The organism is Burkholderia cenocepacia, from assembly GCF_900446215.1.
In the GTDB taxonomy this organism is placed as follows: Bacteria; Pseudomonadota; Gammaproteobacteria; order Burkholderiales; family Burkholderiaceae; genus Burkholderia; species Burkholderia cenocepacia.
Genome location: NZ_UAQZ01000015.1, coordinates 319,476 through 336,311, shown reverse-complemented (window position 1 = coordinate 336,311; position 16,836 = coordinate 319,476). Strand labels below are relative to the sequence as shown.

General features: G+C 67.9%; 13 protein-coding genes. 2 read left to right on the top strand and 11 right to left on the bottom strand.

The window, feature by feature from the left end:
- Positions 1-178 precede the first annotated feature (178 nt).
- On the top strand, positions 179-1,258 hold the full coding sequence (locus DTA15_RS31260) for an MBL fold metallo-hydrolase (protein ID WP_006483650.1): 1,080 nt from the start codon (positions 179-181) through the stop codon (positions 1,256-1,258).
- Positions 1,259-1,277: 19 nt separating this feature from the next.
- On the opposite strand, the gene DTA15_RS31255 is transcribed toward DTA15_RS31260, so the two are convergent.
- The 6 genes from DTA15_RS31255 to argS form a co-directional block, all read right to left on the bottom strand.
- Complete coding sequence (locus DTA15_RS31255; protein ID WP_006483654.1) at positions 1,278-2,921, bottom strand: ABC-F family ATP-binding cassette domain-containing protein; 1,644 nt, start codon at positions 2,919-2,921, stop codon at positions 1,278-1,280.
- Positions 2,922-3,113: 192 nt separating this feature from the next.
- Complete coding sequence (locus DTA15_RS31250; RefSeq protein ID WP_006483648.1) at positions 3,114-4,709, bottom strand: ABC transporter substrate-binding protein; 1,596 nt, start codon at positions 4,707-4,709, stop codon at positions 3,114-3,116.
- Positions 4,710-5,060: 351 nt separating this feature from the next.
- A complete protein-coding gene (locus DTA15_RS31245) occupies positions 5,061-5,834 on the bottom strand; it encodes an SDR family oxidoreductase (RefSeq protein ID WP_006489097.1) in 774 nt (257 codons plus the stop codon).
- A gap of 19 nt (positions 5,835-5,853) precedes the next feature.
- On the bottom strand, positions 5,854-6,492 hold the full coding sequence (locus DTA15_RS31240; RefSeq protein WP_006489101.1) for a thiol:disulfide interchange protein DsbA/DsbL: 639 nt from the start codon (positions 6,490-6,492) through the stop codon (positions 5,854-5,856).
- Positions 6,493-6,562: 70 nt separating this feature from the next.
- Complete coding sequence (locus DTA15_RS31235) at positions 6,563-7,453, bottom strand: SPOR domain-containing protein (RefSeq protein ID WP_034178331.1); 891 nt, start codon at positions 7,451-7,453, stop codon at positions 6,563-6,565.
- Positions 7,454-7,560: 107 nt separating this feature from the next.
- On the bottom strand, positions 7,561-9,342 hold the full coding sequence (gene argS, locus DTA15_RS31230; RefSeq protein ID WP_006489096.1) for an arginine--tRNA ligase: 1,782 nt from the start codon (positions 9,340-9,342) through the stop codon (positions 7,561-7,563).
- Between the two features lie 200 nt (positions 9,343-9,542).
- On the opposite strand from argS, the gene DTA15_RS31225 reads away from it, so the two are divergent.
- On the top strand, positions 9,543-9,866 hold the full coding sequence (locus DTA15_RS31225) for a DUF1840 domain-containing protein (RefSeq protein WP_006489103.1): 324 nt from the start codon (positions 9,543-9,545) through the stop codon (positions 9,864-9,866).
- 112 nt (positions 9,867-9,978) lie between these two features.
- Here the strand turns inward: DTA15_RS31225 and metH are convergent, their stop codons facing one another.
- The 5 genes from metH to DTA15_RS31195 form a co-directional block, all read right to left on the bottom strand.
- Positions 9,979-12,696 (bottom strand): methionine synthase, encoded by a 2,718-nt coding sequence (gene metH / locus DTA15_RS31220; RefSeq protein WP_006489098.1) that lies wholly within the window; start codon positions 12,694-12,696, stop codon positions 9,979-9,981.
- A gap of 42 nt (positions 12,697-12,738) precedes the next feature.
- On the bottom strand, positions 12,739-13,806 hold the full coding sequence (locus DTA15_RS31215; RefSeq protein ID WP_006489099.1) for a homocysteine S-methyltransferase family protein: 1,068 nt from the start codon (positions 13,804-13,806) through the stop codon (positions 12,739-12,741).
- 202 nt (positions 13,807-14,008) lie between these two features.
- On the bottom strand, positions 14,009-14,266 hold the full coding sequence (locus DTA15_RS31210; RefSeq protein ID WP_006477667.1) for a BTH_I0359 family protein: 258 nt from the start codon (positions 14,264-14,266) through the stop codon (positions 14,009-14,011).
- Between the two features lie 258 nt (positions 14,267-14,524).
- Entirely contained in the window at positions 14,525-15,775 is a 1,251-nt protein-coding gene (locus tag DTA15_RS31200) for a DUF3108 domain-containing protein (RefSeq protein ID WP_034178332.1), read from the bottom strand.
- 114 nt (positions 15,776-15,889) lie between these two features.
- A complete protein-coding gene (locus DTA15_RS31195; protein WP_006490900.1) occupies positions 15,890-16,756 on the bottom strand; it encodes an IclR family transcriptional regulator in 867 nt (288 codons plus the stop codon).
- Positions 16,757-16,836 lie beyond the last annotated feature (80 nt).

The window sequence follows — 16,836 nt, the reverse complement described above, 5'->3', positions numbered from 1 at the left end:
CGTTCGGTGCATCTTCGCGTAAAGATACGGGTACGGAACCGATTCTGACACGAACTTTTTTTGGCGGGCCGGCGCCCGCCGGGCACGCGTTTTTCGCGACGGCGATAGAATCGACGCACCGCCCGCCGCGCCCGCCGTCGGCGCGCATTCGCACCGATAACGACGAGACACCCCACCGATGAACGCCCTGGAACACCAACTCGACTACCCCTTCGCCGATACGCTGCCCGCCGCGGGCGACACGTTCGAGGTTGCGCCCGGCGTGCGCTGGCTGCGCATGCCGCTGCCGTTCTCGCTCGATCACATCAATCTCTGGCTGCTGCGCGACGAGATCGACGGGCAGGCCGGCTGGACGGTCGTCGATTGCGGGATCTCGTCGGACGCGATCCGCACGCACTGGGAACAGATCTTCGACACGCAGCTCGACGGCCTGCCCGTGCTGCGCGTGCTCGTCACGCACTGCCACCCCGATCACTTCGGCCTCGCGAACTGGCTGTGCGAAGGCGGCGACCAAGGCCGCTGGAACGTGCGACTGTGGATGACGCTCGGCGAATATATGTTCGGCTGCCTGATGGCGGCCGGCAACGGTTCGAACGCGGGCGGCGCGGCCGCCGCCGATCACTTCGCGCGCCACGGCCTGACCGATCCGGCCGCGCTCGACAAGCTGCGCAACCGCCGCAGCTACTACTCGGACCTCGTGCCGGCCGTGCCGCCGCGCTACCGGCGCCTGCGCGAAGGCGACGCGGTGACGATCGGCGCGCGGACATGGCGCGTCGTCACCGGTTTCGGCCATTCGCCTGAACATTGCGCGCTCCACAGCGAAGCGGACGGCGTGCTGATTTCCGGCGACATGGTGCTGCCGCGCATCTCGACGAACGTGTCGGTGTTCGACCTCGAGCCGGAAGCGAACCCGCTCGCGCTGTACCTCGAATCGCTCGGCCGTTACGAGACGATGGCGCCCGACACGCTCGTGCTGCCGTCGCACGGCAAGCCGTTCCGCGGCGTGCGCACGCGCATCGCGCAACTGCGCGAACACCACGATGCGCGCCTGGCCGAAGTGCGCGTCGCGTGCGCGGAGCAGCCGATGAGCGCGGCCGACATCGTGCCGATCATGTTCCGCCGCCGCGAGCTCGACATCCACCAGATGACGTTCGCGCTCGGCGAGGCGCTCGCGCACCTGAACCTGCTGTGGCTCGCGGGCGAACTCGTGCGCGAGCAGGGCGACGACGGCGTGCTGCGGTTCCGCACCGCCGGCTGAGCACGACGCTGCGTCGCCGTCACGCGACGGGTTCGTAGCGCCACCCGTCGCGCTGCCACTGCATCGTGTGCGTCGGTTCGAGCGCCGCGAGAAACGCGGCGTCGTGCGACGCGACCACGATCGCGCCCGGGAAGCCGGCCAGCGCCGCTTCGATCGCGCGCACCGATTCGAGATCGAGGTGATTGGTCGGCTCGTCGAGCAGCAGCAGTTGCGCCGGCGTGCCGCGCCACAACGCGCACGCGAGCGCCGCCTTCAGCCGTTCGCCGCCGCTCAGTTGCCGCGCCGGCTGCGTCGCACGCGTCGCGTCGAGCTGCAGCAGCGCGAGACGGCTGCGCAGGTCGCCTTCGGCGAGCGGCGTATCGAGCAGGCCCAACTGCTCGACGATCGAGCGCTCGGCGTCGAGCAGCGCGAGCCGCTGGTCGAGATACGCGGTGCTCACGTGCGTTGTGCAGGTGCCCGAACGCGGCGCCAGCTCGCCCGCGAGCATTCTCAGCAACGTCGACTTGCCGCAGCCGTTCGGGCCCGTCAGCGCGATGCGCACGGGGCCGCTCGCCGACCACGTGATCGCGTCGGCGTCGCCCGCGACGCGCCACGGCAGTTGCGCGCGTTCGAGCGTGAACAGCTGGCGGCGCGCGCTGACCTCGGTGCCCGGCAGCGATACCAGCACCGGCGCGTCGGCTTCGACGCGCGCGGCCGCTTCCTGCACGCGCGCGTCGAGCATCGCCTTGAAGTCGCTCTGATGACGCCGGACGGTCCCCATGATCGCGCGCGCGGCGCCCTTGCGGCTTTGACGCGCCATCGACGACAGGTTGGCCGTCTTCGCGTCGCGCAGCGACGCGGCCGCGTGACGCTGGATCGTGTCGTGTTCCTGTTCGAGCCGGCGCCGTGCGCGCCCGCGCTCGGTGCGCGCATGGTCGAGCGCCGCGTGCGCGGCGTCCTGTTCCGCGTCGCGCTGCGCGCGGTAGCGCGCATAGTTGCCGCCATATGAACGCGCGCCGTGCGGCGTCAGCTCGACGATGCGTTGCACGCCGGCGAGCAGCGCACGGTCGTGGCTGACGATGACGACGCCGCCGCGCCAGCCGTCGAGCGCCGCGCGCAGCCACGCGCGGCCTGGTGCGTCGAGATGGTTGGTCGGTTCGTCGAGCACGAGCAGGCCGGCGCCGGACAGCAGCGCGCCGATCAGCGCGACGCGCGCGAGCTGGCCGCCGCTCAACGCGTGCGCAGGCGTGTCGGCGTGGACGTCGTGCAGGCCAGCCGCGTCGAGCGTCGTGCGCAGCCGTTCCGCGAGATCCCAGCGATCGCCGATCAGCTCGAAGTCGTGCGGCGTTGCGCGGCCGTCCGCGAGACGCGCGAGGGCGCCGAGCGGGGCATCGAGCGCGATGATCTGCGCGACGGTCCGCGGGATGGCCATTGCGTCGTCGTCGTGCTGCTGCGCGACGTAGACCACCTGCGCATGCCGCTCGATCGTGCCCGCGCTGGGCGCGCGGCGGCCCGCGATCAGTTGCGCGAGCAGGCTCTTGCCGATGCCGTTGCGGCCGACGATGCCGGTCGGCGTGCGATCGATGGACAGGTCGAGCGAATCGAACAGCGTGACGCCGTCGTCGAAGCGGAAGGAAACGTGATGAAGCGCGACGAGCGCGCCGGTGGGCGTGGCTGCAGCCATAAGCACCTCCAAAAATGCGTGAAGACCTTCGCGCGCGGCGTGCGTGGCACGGGCGGCGAAAACATTTTGGGAAGGCTTAGTGGTTCACTTTGGCTGGCGTCCGGTATGAGGAATCGGCGCGCAGTGTAGCAAGCACGCCGTGCGGGCCGCAAGCGGGCGGCGCGTGCGCCGTCGCTTGCGCGCCACGCACGGTTACTGCACGGCGACCGTCGTGAAGTTCTGCCGTCCGAACGGACTGACGTGATAGCCGCTCACGTTGGTGCGCGTGAGCGCGGCCGCGGTCGGGTAGCCGAGCGGAATCCACAGCGCCTGATCGTGGATGATCTTCTGCGCGCTTTCGTACAGCTTCGCGCGCTTGGCCTGGTCGGCGGTCGCCTTGCCGTCGGCGATCAGCTTGTCGAGCGGCGCATCGCAGAAGCGCGCGAAGTTGATGCCCGACTTCACCGCGTTGCAGCTGAACAGCGGCGACAGGTAGTTGTCCGGATCGCCGTTGTCGCCGGCCCAGCCCATGAACAGCATGTCATGCTGGCCGAGCTTCGCCTGCTTGATCAGCTCGCCCCATTCGATCACCTTGACCTCGGCCTTCACGCCGATCTTCGCGAGGTCGGCCTGCAGCAGTTCGGCGCCGACCTTCGGATTCGGATTCAGCACGCTGCCGGTCGGGCGCGTCCAGATCGTCGTCGAGAAGCCGTTCGGGAAGCCGGCCTGCGCGAGCAGCTGCTTCGCCTTCGCGGGATCGTGCGGGTACGGCGCGATGTCCTTCGCGTAGCTCCACGTGTTCGGCGGATACGGGTTGTTCGCGGCCGTCGCGGTGTTGTCGAACACGACCTTCAGGTAGGTCGCGCGGTCGAACGCGAGGTTCAGCGCCTCGCGTACCTTGTCGTTGTCGAGCGGCTTCTTCTGCGTGTTCAGCGCGACGAACGCGGTCATGAACGCGGGCGTCTGCACGACCTTCAGCGCGCTTTCGCCCTTCGCGGCGAGCACGTCCTGCGGCTTCGGCGACAGCGCGATCTGGCATTCGCCGGCCTTCACCTTCTGCAGGCGCACCGACGGGTCGGGCGTGATCGCATAGATCAGCCGGTCGACCTTCGGCTTCGGGCCCCAGTACGTCGGGTTCGCGTCGTAGCGGATCAGCGCGTCCTTCGTATAGCTCTTCAGCACGAACGGGCCGGTGCCGACCGGCTTCGCGTTCAGGTCGGCCTGCTTGCCGGCCTTCAGCAACTGATCCGCGTATTCGGCCGAGTAGATCGACGCGAAGCCCATCGTCAGGATCGGCACGAAGGTCGCGTTCGGCTCGTTCAGCACGAATTTCACCGTGCTGTCGTCGACCTTCGTGACCGACTTCACGAGCTTCACGAGGCCCATCGACTGCGCGTGCGGGAAGCCGCTCGCGCCGGCGACCTTGTGCCACGGGTTCGCATCGTCGAGCATCCGCGTGAACGTGAACACGACGTCGTCCGCATCGAGCGCGCGGCTCGGCTTGAAATAGTCGGTGGTCTGGAACGCGACGTTCGGGCGCAGGTGGAACGTGTACGTGAGGCCGTCGGCGCTGGCCTCCCATTTGTCGGCGAGCGCGGGCACGACCTTTTTCGCGGCCTCGTCGTAGGACACGAGCGTGTTGAAGATCACGTCGGCCGATGCATTGGTCGTGACGAGCGAGTTGTACTGCACGACGTCGAAGCCGTCCGGGCTCGATTCCGTGCAAACGGTGAGCGGCTTGGCGGCGGCGAGGCCGGGGGCGGCAAGGGCGGCGGCGATGGCGGCCGCGGCGAACAGCTTGACGTGCATAGGATCTCCCACGTGGCTTGTGTTTTTCGCTGGATGATGGAGGCAGGCGCGGCCAGGAAGCGGCAGGGCCGGCGCGGCTGGCGAATAGCATACCGTCAAAGCGCGCGACGCGTGAAAAAAGGCGCCGGAACGCGGCGAATTGGCCGAAAAACGGCTGCGTTCGCGACGGAACGGGTGTTGATGCGGCGAAAGGTGCGGTGGAGGCGGCGGGCGGGGCGGGCGCCGGGGCGGCGGAGCCGGCGGGCGGGGTGCGGCGAAGGTGCCGCGGCAGGTGTCGCAAAACCGGCGCGTCGACGCTCCGGCGCAGCGATACGGCCCTGCGCGCGTCGTGCGGGCCGCGTCGGCGGATCGTCAGTGCGCGCCGGCCTTCGGCTTGCGCGGCGCCTTTTCGAACAGGCGGTCGTACAGCCAGCGCGGCAGCACGTGCAGCACCTTCGCGACGACGCCCATCTGCCACGGAATCACGCGGAACGCGTGCTGCCGGGCGATCGCCTGCGCCGCCCGTGCGGCGAAGCGGTCGGCGTCCATCAGGAACGGCATCCGGTACGGGTTGTGCGCGGTCATCGGCGTGCGAATGTAGCCGGGCGCGATCGTCACGACGCCGACACCGGCCGGACGCAGCTCGACGCGCAGCGCTTCGAGATACTTGATCGCGGCCGACTTCGACGCGCTGTACGCGCCGGAGCCGGGCAGCCCGCGCACGCCGGCGACGCTCGCGACGCCGACCAGCGTGCCGTGGCGCGCGGCCGTCATCGGGCCGACGAACGGCTCGAACGTCGCGACCATCCCGTAGTAGTTGATGTCCATCACGTCGCGGAACGCCGCGAGATCGCCCTGGCCCGTGACGGCGCCCTGGCTGATGCCTGCGTTCGCGATCACGACGTCCGGGCAGCCGTGCGTCGCGATGAACGACGCGGCGGCCGTCGCGAGCGCATCGGCGTCGCGCACGTCGGCGGAATAGACGGAGATGGACAGCTTCGGGAAACGCCGCGCGAACGCATCGAGTGCATCGGTGCGCCGCGCGACGAGCGCGAGCGTGGCGCCCTGGCGGGCGTATTCCTCGGCCATCGCGAGGCCGAGGCCGCTCGACGCGCCGGTGATGAAGACCTTCAGCGGAGTAGTCATGCCGGCGCGCGGGCGGGGATCAGAGCTTCTTGTCCTGGACCTGCTTCACGAGGAAGTCGAGCACCTGGGCGGTACCCGGGATGCTGTTCGTGTAAGCGGGGCCCGTCTTGTACTTGCCCTGGACGACGACCGTCGGCACGCCGTCGATCGCGTAGTCCTTCAGCAGCTTGGCCGACTGGTTCACCTCGCCCTGCACGCTGAACGAGTTGTACGCGTCCATGAACTTCTTCTTGTCGACGCCTTGCGTGGCCAGGAAGTCGGCCTGCGCCTGCGGCGTCAGCAGGTAGTTCTTCTGCTTGTGGATCGCGTTGAAGATCGCCGGCGTGACCTTCTCGGAGATGCCGAGCGCGGACACCGCGTAGTACAGCTTCGAGTGCGGGACGAAATCGTCACGGAATGCGACCGGCACGCGCTTGAAGTCGATGTTGTTGCCCTGCTTCTTCACCCAGGCCTCGATCGTCGGCTCGAATTCGTAGCAGTGCGGGCAGCCGTACCAGAAGAACTCGATCACCTCGACCTTGCCGGCCGGCGCGGATACCGGCTGCGGCGACTTCATCACCTCGAAGTCCTTGCCGGCGGCCGGCGCGGCGGGCGAAGCCTGCGCGAAGCCGGCGGCCAGGCCCAGGGACAGAAGGAGCGTGCTAAGCAGTTTTTTCATGTTGTGAACGTCGAATCAGTTGCTCGGGTTACGGAACGTAACGGGTTCTGCGTGGGCTCGGCCGGTTGGCTTACTGCTTCGTGAAGCGGATCACCGCCGTGTCGACACCTGCATCGGACAGGCGCTGACGGGCCGAGTTCATATCCTCGAACTTCGAGAACGGGCCGACGCGCACACGGAAATAGGTCACGCCGCTGACGTCGCGCTTCGACACCTTCGATTCGAAGCCCTGGAAGCCGAGGCGCGCGCGCTGCTGCTCGGCATCGCCTTCCGTCTTGTATGCGCCGACCTGCAGGAAGTAGCCGGTGTTCGCGTCGTTCGCGGTCGGCGGCTTCGCTGCCGCTGCGGCCGTGGCCGACGACGTCGGCTTCGGCGTGTTCGCGGCCTGCTGCTGTTGCTGCTGCTTTTGCGCGGCGGCTTGCTGCGCCTGCTTCTGCGCGGCGAAGCGGGCGAGGTCGTCCTCGCCGCCTTGCTGCTGTTGCTGCGCCTGTTGCGTCTTCTTCGGCGGCGGCGTGGTGTCGGCCGGCTTTGGCGCGACGGCGACGCCGTTGCCTGACGACGGAGTGTTCGACGTGGTGGTGTTGCTCGAGCCGGTCGCGCCGTTCGTGTTACCCGACGGCGGCACTTCGACGATCTGCGGCTCGGGCAGCAGGCCGCCCTGGGTCTGGTTCGCGGCCTGGCCCGGCGCCGTGTTCGGCGGGGCGGGCTGCGCGGCTTGCGGCACCGGCTGGCCAGGCGTCTTGCCCTGCAGCGCGCGGTTCGGATCGAACTGCTGCGGCTGGCTTGCGCCGTTGTCGGCCGGCGGCGGCGCGACCTTCGACACGAACGGCGACGGCGAACGCGTGATATAGAGCGCCACCACCACGGCGATCGCGAGGCCGACGATCAGGCCCAGCACGATTCCAAGAAATGTCCCTCCGGCTTGTTTCGATTGCTTCGAAGTTCGGCGTGGTTGTGCCATTGCTTGAGTCACCTGCAAAAAGAATCGTGAAAAGGCCGAGGCAGGCTCTCCTGCGGCGGGCGCTGCCGCGGCCATTCGCTGCCCGGTTCGGGGCCGCGCTTACATCCTTACATCTTGGCGGGTGCGGACACGCCGAGCATCGCCAGGCCGTTCTCGAGCACCTGCCGGGTCGCGGCGAGCAGCGCGGCGCGCGCATTGCGCGGCGCTGCGTCGTCGACCAGCACGCGCTCCGCATTGTAGAACGAGTGGAATTCGCCAGCGAGATCGCGCAGGTAGAACGCGACCGCGTGCGGCGCCAGCTCGTTCGCCGCGTGCGTGAGCATGTCCGGATACTCGGCCAGCTTCTGCATCAGCGATGTCGCCTGCGCGCTCGTCAGTTGCGACAGGTCGGCGCCCGGCAGTTGCGCGACGTCGACGTTGTAGCGCGACTTCAGTTCGTTGAGCACCGAGCAGATCCGCGCATGCGCGTACTGGACGTAATAGACCGGGTTTTCGTCGTTCTGTTTCAGCGCGAGGTCGATGTCGAACACGAACTCGGTATCGGCCTTGCGCGAGATCAGGAAGAAACGCACCGCGTCGCGGCCGCGCGTGATGGTCGCCTCGTCGATCAGGTCGGGGGCCGCTTCCTGGCCCGCCGCTGCGCCGCCCGACCATTCGATCAGGTCGCGCACCGTCACGTAGCTGCCCGCGCGCTTCGAGATCTTCACTTCCTGGCCGTCGCGCATCACCGTGACCATCTTGTGCAGCACGTAGTCGGGATAGCCCTTCGGGATCCCGATGTGCAGCCCCTGCAGGCCGGCGCGCACGCGCGCGATCGTGCCGTGGTGGTCCGAACCCTGGATGTTGATCACCTTCGTGAAGCCGCGCTCCCACTTCGTCACGTGGTACGCGACGTCCGGCACGAAGTACGTATACGTGCCGTCCGACTTGCGCATCACGCGATCCTTGTCGTCGCCTTCGTCGGTCGTGCGCAGCCACAGCGCGCCGTCCTGCTCGTAGGTCATGCCGGCCTTGACCAGCGCGTCGACCGTCTTCTCGACGCGACCTTCGCTGTACAGCGACGATTCGAGGTAGTACTGGTCGAATTTCACGCCGAACGCCTGCAGGTCCATGTCCTGCTCGCGACGCAGGTAGGTGACCGCGAACTTGCGGATCGCGTCGAGATCCTCGACGTCGCCCGTGCCCTTGACCGGCTCGCCGTCCGAGGCGGCGACCGTTTCGCCGTTCAGGTAGTCGCGCGCGATGTCGGCGATGTACTCGCCGTTGTACGCGGCTTCCGGCCAGCCCGCGTCGCCCGGCTTCAGGCCGCGCGCGCGCGCCTGCGTCGAGATCGCCAGGTTGCCGATCTGCACGCCCGCGTCGTTGTAGTAGAACTCGCGGTGCACCGCGTAGCCCTGGCTCGCGATCACGTTCGCGAGCACGTCGCCGAGCGCGGCCTGACGGCCGTGGCCGACGTGCAGCGGGCCGGTCGGGTTGGCCGACACGAATTCGAGCAACACCTGCTTGCCCTTCTCGCGATCCGACGTGCCGAACGCGCGGCCCTGGTCGAACACGGCGGCGATCACGGCCTGCTTCGCGGCGGCCGACAGGCGCAGGTTGATGAAGCCGGGGCCGGCGATCTCGGCGGCTTCGACGAGGCCTTGCGCGGCCGGCTGCGCGGTGAGGGCGGCGACGATCTGCTCGGCGAGCTGGCGCGGGTTCGTGCCGAGCGGCTTCGCGAGCTGCATCGCGACGTTGCACGCGACGTCGCCGTGCGCGGCGACCTTCGGGCGCTCCAGCGTGATGGCCGGGGCGACGAATGCTGCGTCGGCGCCTTTCAGCGCGTGTGCGACCTGCTTGACGCTATCCGCGAGCAGGGCTTCGAGGGTCTGTTTGTGTGCTGGCAGCATGCTGGTAGAAGGCTTCGTTGGTGGCGGCCGGAAACGCCGGCCCGCCGGCACGCTTTTTAAGCGCGCGTTTCAGGGATCGCAGAATTTTAACAGGTGCTAATATGCCGCTCAGGCGGCCCGCGTCCGCGAGGCCGGACGCCGGTCTGCCGGCGTTCCCCAACCGCGCCGCGCAGGCACAACAAGATGAAAAGGGAATTGTCATGATTACGTTCAAGAGCAAGGCGGCACAGGATCTCGACGTGCTGAAGGATTTCGCCGTGTATGTGCTGGGTCTCGTCGGCAAGCAGCTGGGCGAGCGCGGTGTGATTACGCACGACGAACTGGACCACGCGATCGCCAAGCTGGAAGGCGCGGTCGCGCAGGCGAAGCAGGAACGCGCCGAGCACGCCGGCCATTTCCATGAGGACGAAGCCGACCACGCGCACCACGAAGTGCCGCCGAGCCTGGCCCAGCGCGTCGCGCCGTTCCTGACGATGCTGCGCGAAGCGAAGGCCGGCCAGGCCGACGTCCACTGGGGCTTCTGAGCTTCCCTTGCTTGGCAGATCGAAAGGTTCGCCAGACAGGAAAAAGCCCGCTTTCGAGCGGGCTTTTTCTTTTGTCTGATCAAAAGGCGGCCGGGCCGCCCGTTTGCAGCGATCAGAGTTGCGGCGCGAGCGCGCGACGTGCGTCGTCGAGCGACAGCGCCATGCGCCGCGCATAGTCCTCGAGCTGATCCTGCCCGATTTTGCCGACCGAGAAGTAGCGGCTGTCCGGATGCGCGAGGTAGAAGCCCGACACGCTCGCCGCCGGCAGCATCGCCAGCGAGTCGGTCACGCTCATGCCGATCTCGTCCGCGTGCAGCACGTCGAACATGTCGCGCTTCACGAGGTGGTCCGGGCAGGCCGGGTAGCCGGGCGCCGGGCGGATGCCCGCGTACTTCTCGGCGATCAGCGCGTCGTTGTCGAGCGTCTCGCCGCTCGCATAGCCCCACAGCTCGCGCCGCACGCGCGCGTGCATCGCTTCGGCGAACGCTTCGGCGAAACGGTCGGCGAGCGCCTTCAGCATGATCGCGCTGTAGTCGTCGTGGTCGGCTTCGAACTGCTTTTCCTTCGCGTCGACGCCGAGGCCGGCCGTCACCGCGAACATCCCGATGTAGTCGGCCACACCCGATTCCTTCGGCGCGATGAAATCGGCGAGCGAGCGGTTCGGCCGCATCACGCCGTCGACCACCGGGCGCACGCTCTGCTGGCGCAGGTTGCGCCACGTGAGCAGCACCTCGGAGCGCGACTCGTCGCTGTAGATCTCGATGTCGTCGTCATTGACGGTGTTCGCCGGCAGCAGCGCGATCACGCCGTTCGCGGTCAGCCAGCGGCCCTGGATCAGGCGCGCGAGCATCGACTTGGCGTCGGAGAACACGCGCCGCGCCGATTCGCCGACGATCTCGTCGTTCAGGATCGCCGGGTACGGGCCCGCGAGGTCCCAGGTCTGGAAGAACGGGCCCCAGTCGATGTAGTTCGCGAGCTCGTTCAGGTCGTAATTCTTGAACACGCGGCGGCCGATGAACTTCGGCTTCACCGGCTGGTAGCCGGCCCAGTCGACCTTGGTCTTGTTCGCGCGGGCTTCGGCGAGCGTGACCATCGGCTGCGCCTTGCGGTTCGCATGCTGGTCGCGGATGCGTTCGTAGTCGGACTTCAGCTCGTCGAGATACTTCGCCGCGCCTTCGTCGGACAGCAGGTTCGACGCGACCGACACCGAGCGCGACGCATCCGGCACGTAGACGACCGGGCCTTCGTAGTGCGGCGCGATCTTCACCGCCGTGTGCACGCGCGACGTCGTGGCGCCGCCGATCAGCAGCGGAATCTTCTTCACGCGGAAGTAGTCGTCGCGCTGCATTTCGGACGCGACGTACGCCATTTCCTCGAGGCTCGGCGTGATGAGGCCCGACAGCCCGATGATGTCCGCGCCTTCGACCTTCGCCTTCGCGAGGATCTCGTTGCACGGGACCATCACGCCCATGTTGACCACTTCGAAGTTGTTGCACTGGAGCACGACCGACACGATGTTCTTGCCGATGTCGTGCACGTCGCCCTTCACGGTCGCGATGACGATCTTGCCCTTCGCGCGCACGTCGCCGCCCGCTTCCGCGAGCAGCCGCTTTTCTTCCTCGATGAACGGGATCAGGTGCGCGACCGCCTGCTTCATCACGCGCGCCGACTTCACGACCTGCGGCAGGAACATCTTGCCCTGGCCGAACAGGTCGCCGACGATGTTCATCCCGTCCATCAGCGGGCCTTCGATCACGTTGATCGGACGGCCGCCGGCCGCGGCGATCTTCGCGCGCACTTCTTCGGTATCCTCGACGATGAAGGTCGTGATGCCGTGCACCAGCGCGTGCGAGAGCCGCTTCTCGACCGGCTGGTTGCGCCACTCGAGGTTCTCTTCCTTCTTCGCGCCGCCCACCTTGAACTTGTCGGCGATTTCGAGCAGGCGATCGGTCGAATCCGCGCGGCGGTTCAGGATCACGTCCTCGACGCGCTCGCGCAGCTCCGCGTCGAGATCGGCGTACACGCCGAGCTGGCCCGCGTTCACGATGCCCATGTCCATCCCGGCCTGGATCGCGTGATACAGGAACACGGTGTGGATCGCCTCGCGCACCGGGTCGTTGCCGCGGAACGAGAACGACACGTTCGACACGCCGCCGCTCACCTTCGCATGCGGCAGGTTCTGCTTGATCCAGCGGGTCGCCTCGATGAAGTCGACCGCGTAGTTGTTGTGCTCCTCGATGCCCGTCGCGACCGCGAAGATGTTCGGGTCGAAGATGATGTCTTCCGGCGGGAAGCCGACTTCGTTCACGAGGAAGTCGTACGAGCGCTTGCAGATCTCGGTCTTGCGCGCGTAGGTATCGGCCTGGCCGGTCTCGTCGAACGCCATCACGACCGCGGCCGCGCCGTAGCGGCGGATCAGGTTCGCGTGGTGGCGGAACGCGTCCTCGCCTTCCTTCAGCGAGATCGAGTTCACGATCGCCTTGCCCTGCACGCACTTGAGGCCGGCTTCGATCACGTCCCACTTCGACGAGTCGATCATGATCGGCACGCGCGCGATGTCCGGCTCCGACGCGATCAGGTTCAGGAAGCGCACCATCGCCGCCTTCGAATCGAGCATCGCCTCGTCCATGTTGACGTCGATCACCTGCGCGCCGTTCTCGACCTGCTGGCGCGCGACGGCGAGCGCCTCGTCGAACTGGCCGTTGAGGATCATCCGTGCGAACGCCTTCGAGCCGGTGACGTTGGTGCGTTCACCGACGTTGATGAAGAGCGTCCCGGGCGTGACGTTGAACGGCTCGAGGCCGGCAAGGCGCATCATGTGATCGGTCATGGCGGTGCGAATTCTTTTGAGGAAGGACGTGGGGCGGTCGGGTCAGGCGTTGTCGCTGTACTGGTTCGGCCAGCGGCGCGGCTTCACGCCGGCGAGCGCCTTCGCGATCTCGGCGATGTGCTCGGGCGTCGTGCCGCAGCAGCCGCCCGCGAGGTTCACGAGCCCGGCCTGCGCGAACTCCTTCAGCAGGCCCGACGTGACATCGGGGGTTTCGTCGAAACCGGTGTCGCTCATCGGGTTGGGCAGGCCCGCGTTCGGGTAGCACGACACGTAGGTGTCGCACAGCTTCGCGAGCTCGGCGATGTACGGGCGCATCAGCGCCGCGCCGAGCGCGCAGTTCAGGCCGAACGTGAGCGGCTTCGCGTGGCGCAGCGAATTCCAGAACGCCTCGACGGTCTGGCCCGACAGGATCCGGCCCGACGCATCGGTGACGGTGCCCGAGATCATGATCGGCAGGCGCTCGCCGGTGTCCTCGAACAGCTCGTCGAGCGCGAACAGCGCGGCCTTGGCGTTCAGCGTGTCGAAGATCGTCTCGACGAGGAACAGGTCGACGCCGCCGTCGAGCAGCGCCTTCGCCTGCTGGTAGTACGCCGTGCGCAGCTCGTCGAACGTGACGTTGCGGGCGCCCGGATCGTTGACGTCCGGCGAGATGCTGGCCGTCTTCGGCGTCGGCCCGATCGCGCCGGCGACGAAGCGCGGCTTGTCCGGCGTCGCGTATTTCGCGGCCGATTCGCGCGCGAGCTTCGCCGATGCGACGTTCATCTCGACGACGAGATCTTCCATCCCGTAGTCGGCCTGCGCGACGGTCGTCGCGCCGAACGTGTTGGTTTCGACGATGTCGGCGCCGGCCGCGAAGTACTGATCGTGGATCTCGCGGATGATCTGCGGCTGCGTGAGCGACAGCAGCTCGTTGTTGCCCTTGATGTCGCGCGGGAAATCCTTGAAGCGCTCGCCGCGATACGCGGCTTCGTCGAGCTTGTAGCGCTGGATCATCGTGCCCATCGCGCCGTCGAGGATCAGGATGCGCGATTTCAGCAGCGCGGGCAGGGCGGCGCCGCGCGTGTAGCGCGCGTCGAGCGGGGCGGAAGCGGCGAGGGGAGTCTCAGACATGGGCGGAAGACCGGCGAAGACGGAAAACCGTCATTGTAGCCGGTGCGTCAAGCGGTCGCCGACCCTCGCCGCGCCGGCCGGACGGCCCGCCAAATGAAAGCCCCCGCAGGCGAACCGGACGGGGGCAGGATCGGAGTGCACGCGGCGCCGCGTCGATGCGCGGCGAATGGCCCGGCCGCGTGACGCGCCGGGCCGCGAGTCGTCAGTGCAGCACGACGGGCATCATCATCAGGCTGTCGAATTGTCCGAGGAATTCGTCGACTTCGTCGAGCGACGGTTCATCCTCGATCAGCTGCTTCACGTGCGCGCGGAATCGTTCGGCAAGTTCGCCGTCGATGAAGATTTCGCGCTGCGCGTTCTTGTCGACGATTTCGTATCCGCCGGCATTCATCAGGTGATGGCCGGCCTGCGGCGCAAATTCGACGACGCAGTAGTTGGGGCTGTTGTAGATCATTTGCATGGCGGCACTCCTCTTCGCAGTGGCATCTGGCCTTGTTGTCCCCTAGGTGGGGCGAGCCTTGCCGGTTTCAAGGGGCTTGCGCTGCACACCCCGTTCTCCCGTTTGCGTGGGGTGTATCGGTTAGAAGCCGATGTCTATCAAACGTTTCTTATTGTGAGCCGGTGGACTGAAATAGTTGTTAAAGAGTGTCATCGGCCATTTTCGGGAAATCTGTAATCGGTCGAAATTGCCGATTCGTGCGCGTTCATGTGCGTGCGTTCACTGTGTGACAGTCGATGACGCTGGTGGTTGCACGGCGGCGGGCGGCGCGGGTTCCGCGGGCGGCACGGCCGATGCATCGGGTGCCGGAGCGACAGCGGGCGCGTTCGTTGCGCCACTGGGCGCGGCGTCGGCAGGCACGTTCGGTGCGGCGAGCCGGCCGTGCCACAGCAGTTCGATCTGCGCCCCGTTCGGCTCGCTCTGCACGAGCCGCGCGGGCAGCCAGCCGAGCGACGGCGCGAGCCACATGTCGATGCGGCGCGTGTCGCCGTCGCGGCGCGGCAGGCGCATGAAGTGCCGCGCCGCGACGATGCCGGCCTGCGTCTGCACCTGTTCGTCGCCGATCACGGTGATCGGCCAGGTCTCGCCGCTGTTGTTGTCGATCACGAAGAACTGCTGCGTGACGCCCGGCTTGTAGGCGGCGGGATTGCCGCGCACGAGTCCCGACAACTGCATCAGCATGCTGAAGCGGTCCTGCACGCCGTCCGGCAGCGGCGCGTTGTTCGGCGTGCGCGTGAATACGACCTGCCGGATCTCGCGGTTGAAGATCGCGATGTCTTCCGGCCGCTTGCCGCGCTTCTCGACGTAACGGTCGGGTGCGACGCCGAACGCGTCGATGCGGCCTTCGCTGCGATAGGTGAACGGGCCGACGAACGGCACCGGCATCGACACCGACAAGTCGTAGGTATGCCCGTCGGTGCGCCAGTGGATCGTGCCGATCATGTTCTGCATGCCGTTGTAGAACGTGTCGTACTGCAGGTCGCCGGACGGCGGCGCCGCGAACTTCACGCCGCTCGTCGCGGGGCCCGGTGTCGCGGCGCTGGCGCCCGCGGCCGATGCGGCGTGCGCGCCCGAAGCCCCCGGTGTGCCGCTCGCCGCGGACGCGGCGGCAGCCGGCGGTTCGCCGTGCTCGGCGGTCTGCGTCGACGTGAGGACCGGCTCGTGCGACGGCGCGGGTTTCGGCGGGGCCACCTTCGGTGCGGCGGCCTTGGGCGCCGCCGATTCGGCCGGACGTTCGACCGGTTTCGGCGCCGGCGGGGCCGGCTGACGCTCGATCGGTTGCGGTTTCAGCAGCTCGATCTGCACCGGGATCTCCGTGGCCGGCGGCGGCGTGAACGATTCGCGGTTGCGCATCAGCCAGAACCCGGCGAGCGCATGCAGCACCAGCACGGCGACGAGCGCGACGCCCACGCGCAGCCAGCGGCGGGGCAGGGCGTGACGCGGGCGAAGATCGGCAGGCTGCATGGGCATCGGAACAGGGTCGGGGCGCTGGCGTGACGTCGGGCGCGCGGCGCGCGCCACAGGAATCGGACCGTCGGATGCGCCGCGCGTTCGCGATGCGTGACGTGGCGTGAACCGGATGCGTCAGGCGTCGCGTGCGTCGGGACTATAGCCGAGTTCGTAAGACAGTTTCTGCGCGCAGGCGCGCAGCGCGGTGTCGATCTCGCCGCCCCATGCGATGTCGAACGAGCCTTCCTGGCCGAGCGCGACGATCGCGAGCGCGAGTTCGCCGACCGCGTCGAATACCGGCATGCAGAACGCATGGATCGTCGGCAGCAGCATCCCTTCGACGCGCGCGGCCTGGTGCTGGCGCACGTCGGCGAGCACCGTCTCGACTTCGTCGAGGGTGCGCGGGCCGCCGTGGTGCGGCGAGCGGCGCGTATCGGCGAGTTCGCGCTCCAGCATCGCGGCGGTCTTGCTGCGCGGCAGGTATGCGGCGAACAGCAGGCCCGTCGCGGAGCCGAGCAGCGGCATCACGTCGCCGAGCTTCAGCGACGCCTTCGCCGGATGGCTCGATTCCATCCAGTGCACGATCGTCGGCCCCTGGTTGCCCCACACCGCGATACCGACCGTCTGGTCGAGGCGGTCGCGGAATTCGGTGAGCGCGATCCGCGCGAGCTTCACGCCGTCGACGCGCGCGAGCCGCGCGAGCCCCATCTGCAGCGCGAAGCCGCCCAGCTCGTAGCGGCCCGAGACCGGGTCCTGTGACACGACGCCGAGCCGCGAGAAGCTGACCAGATAGCGATGCGCCTTCGCCGGGCTCATGCCCGCGCGCTGCGCGAGATCGCGCAGCATCATCGCGCGCGGCTCGCTCGTCAGCACGTCGAGCAGGCGGAAGCCGACCTCGATCGACTGGATGCCGGAACGGACCTTCTCGCCGGGTTCGCCGGAGGCGGCGTCGTCGGTATCGGAGTCGGCGAGATCGTCGTCGGGAAGCAGGCTGGCGGGCATGGGCAGCGGGTGCGCGAAAATGCGACAGGAAACGGGGCGAAAACGGCGTGCGCGATCGTGGCGCGCCGCAGGGATTCACC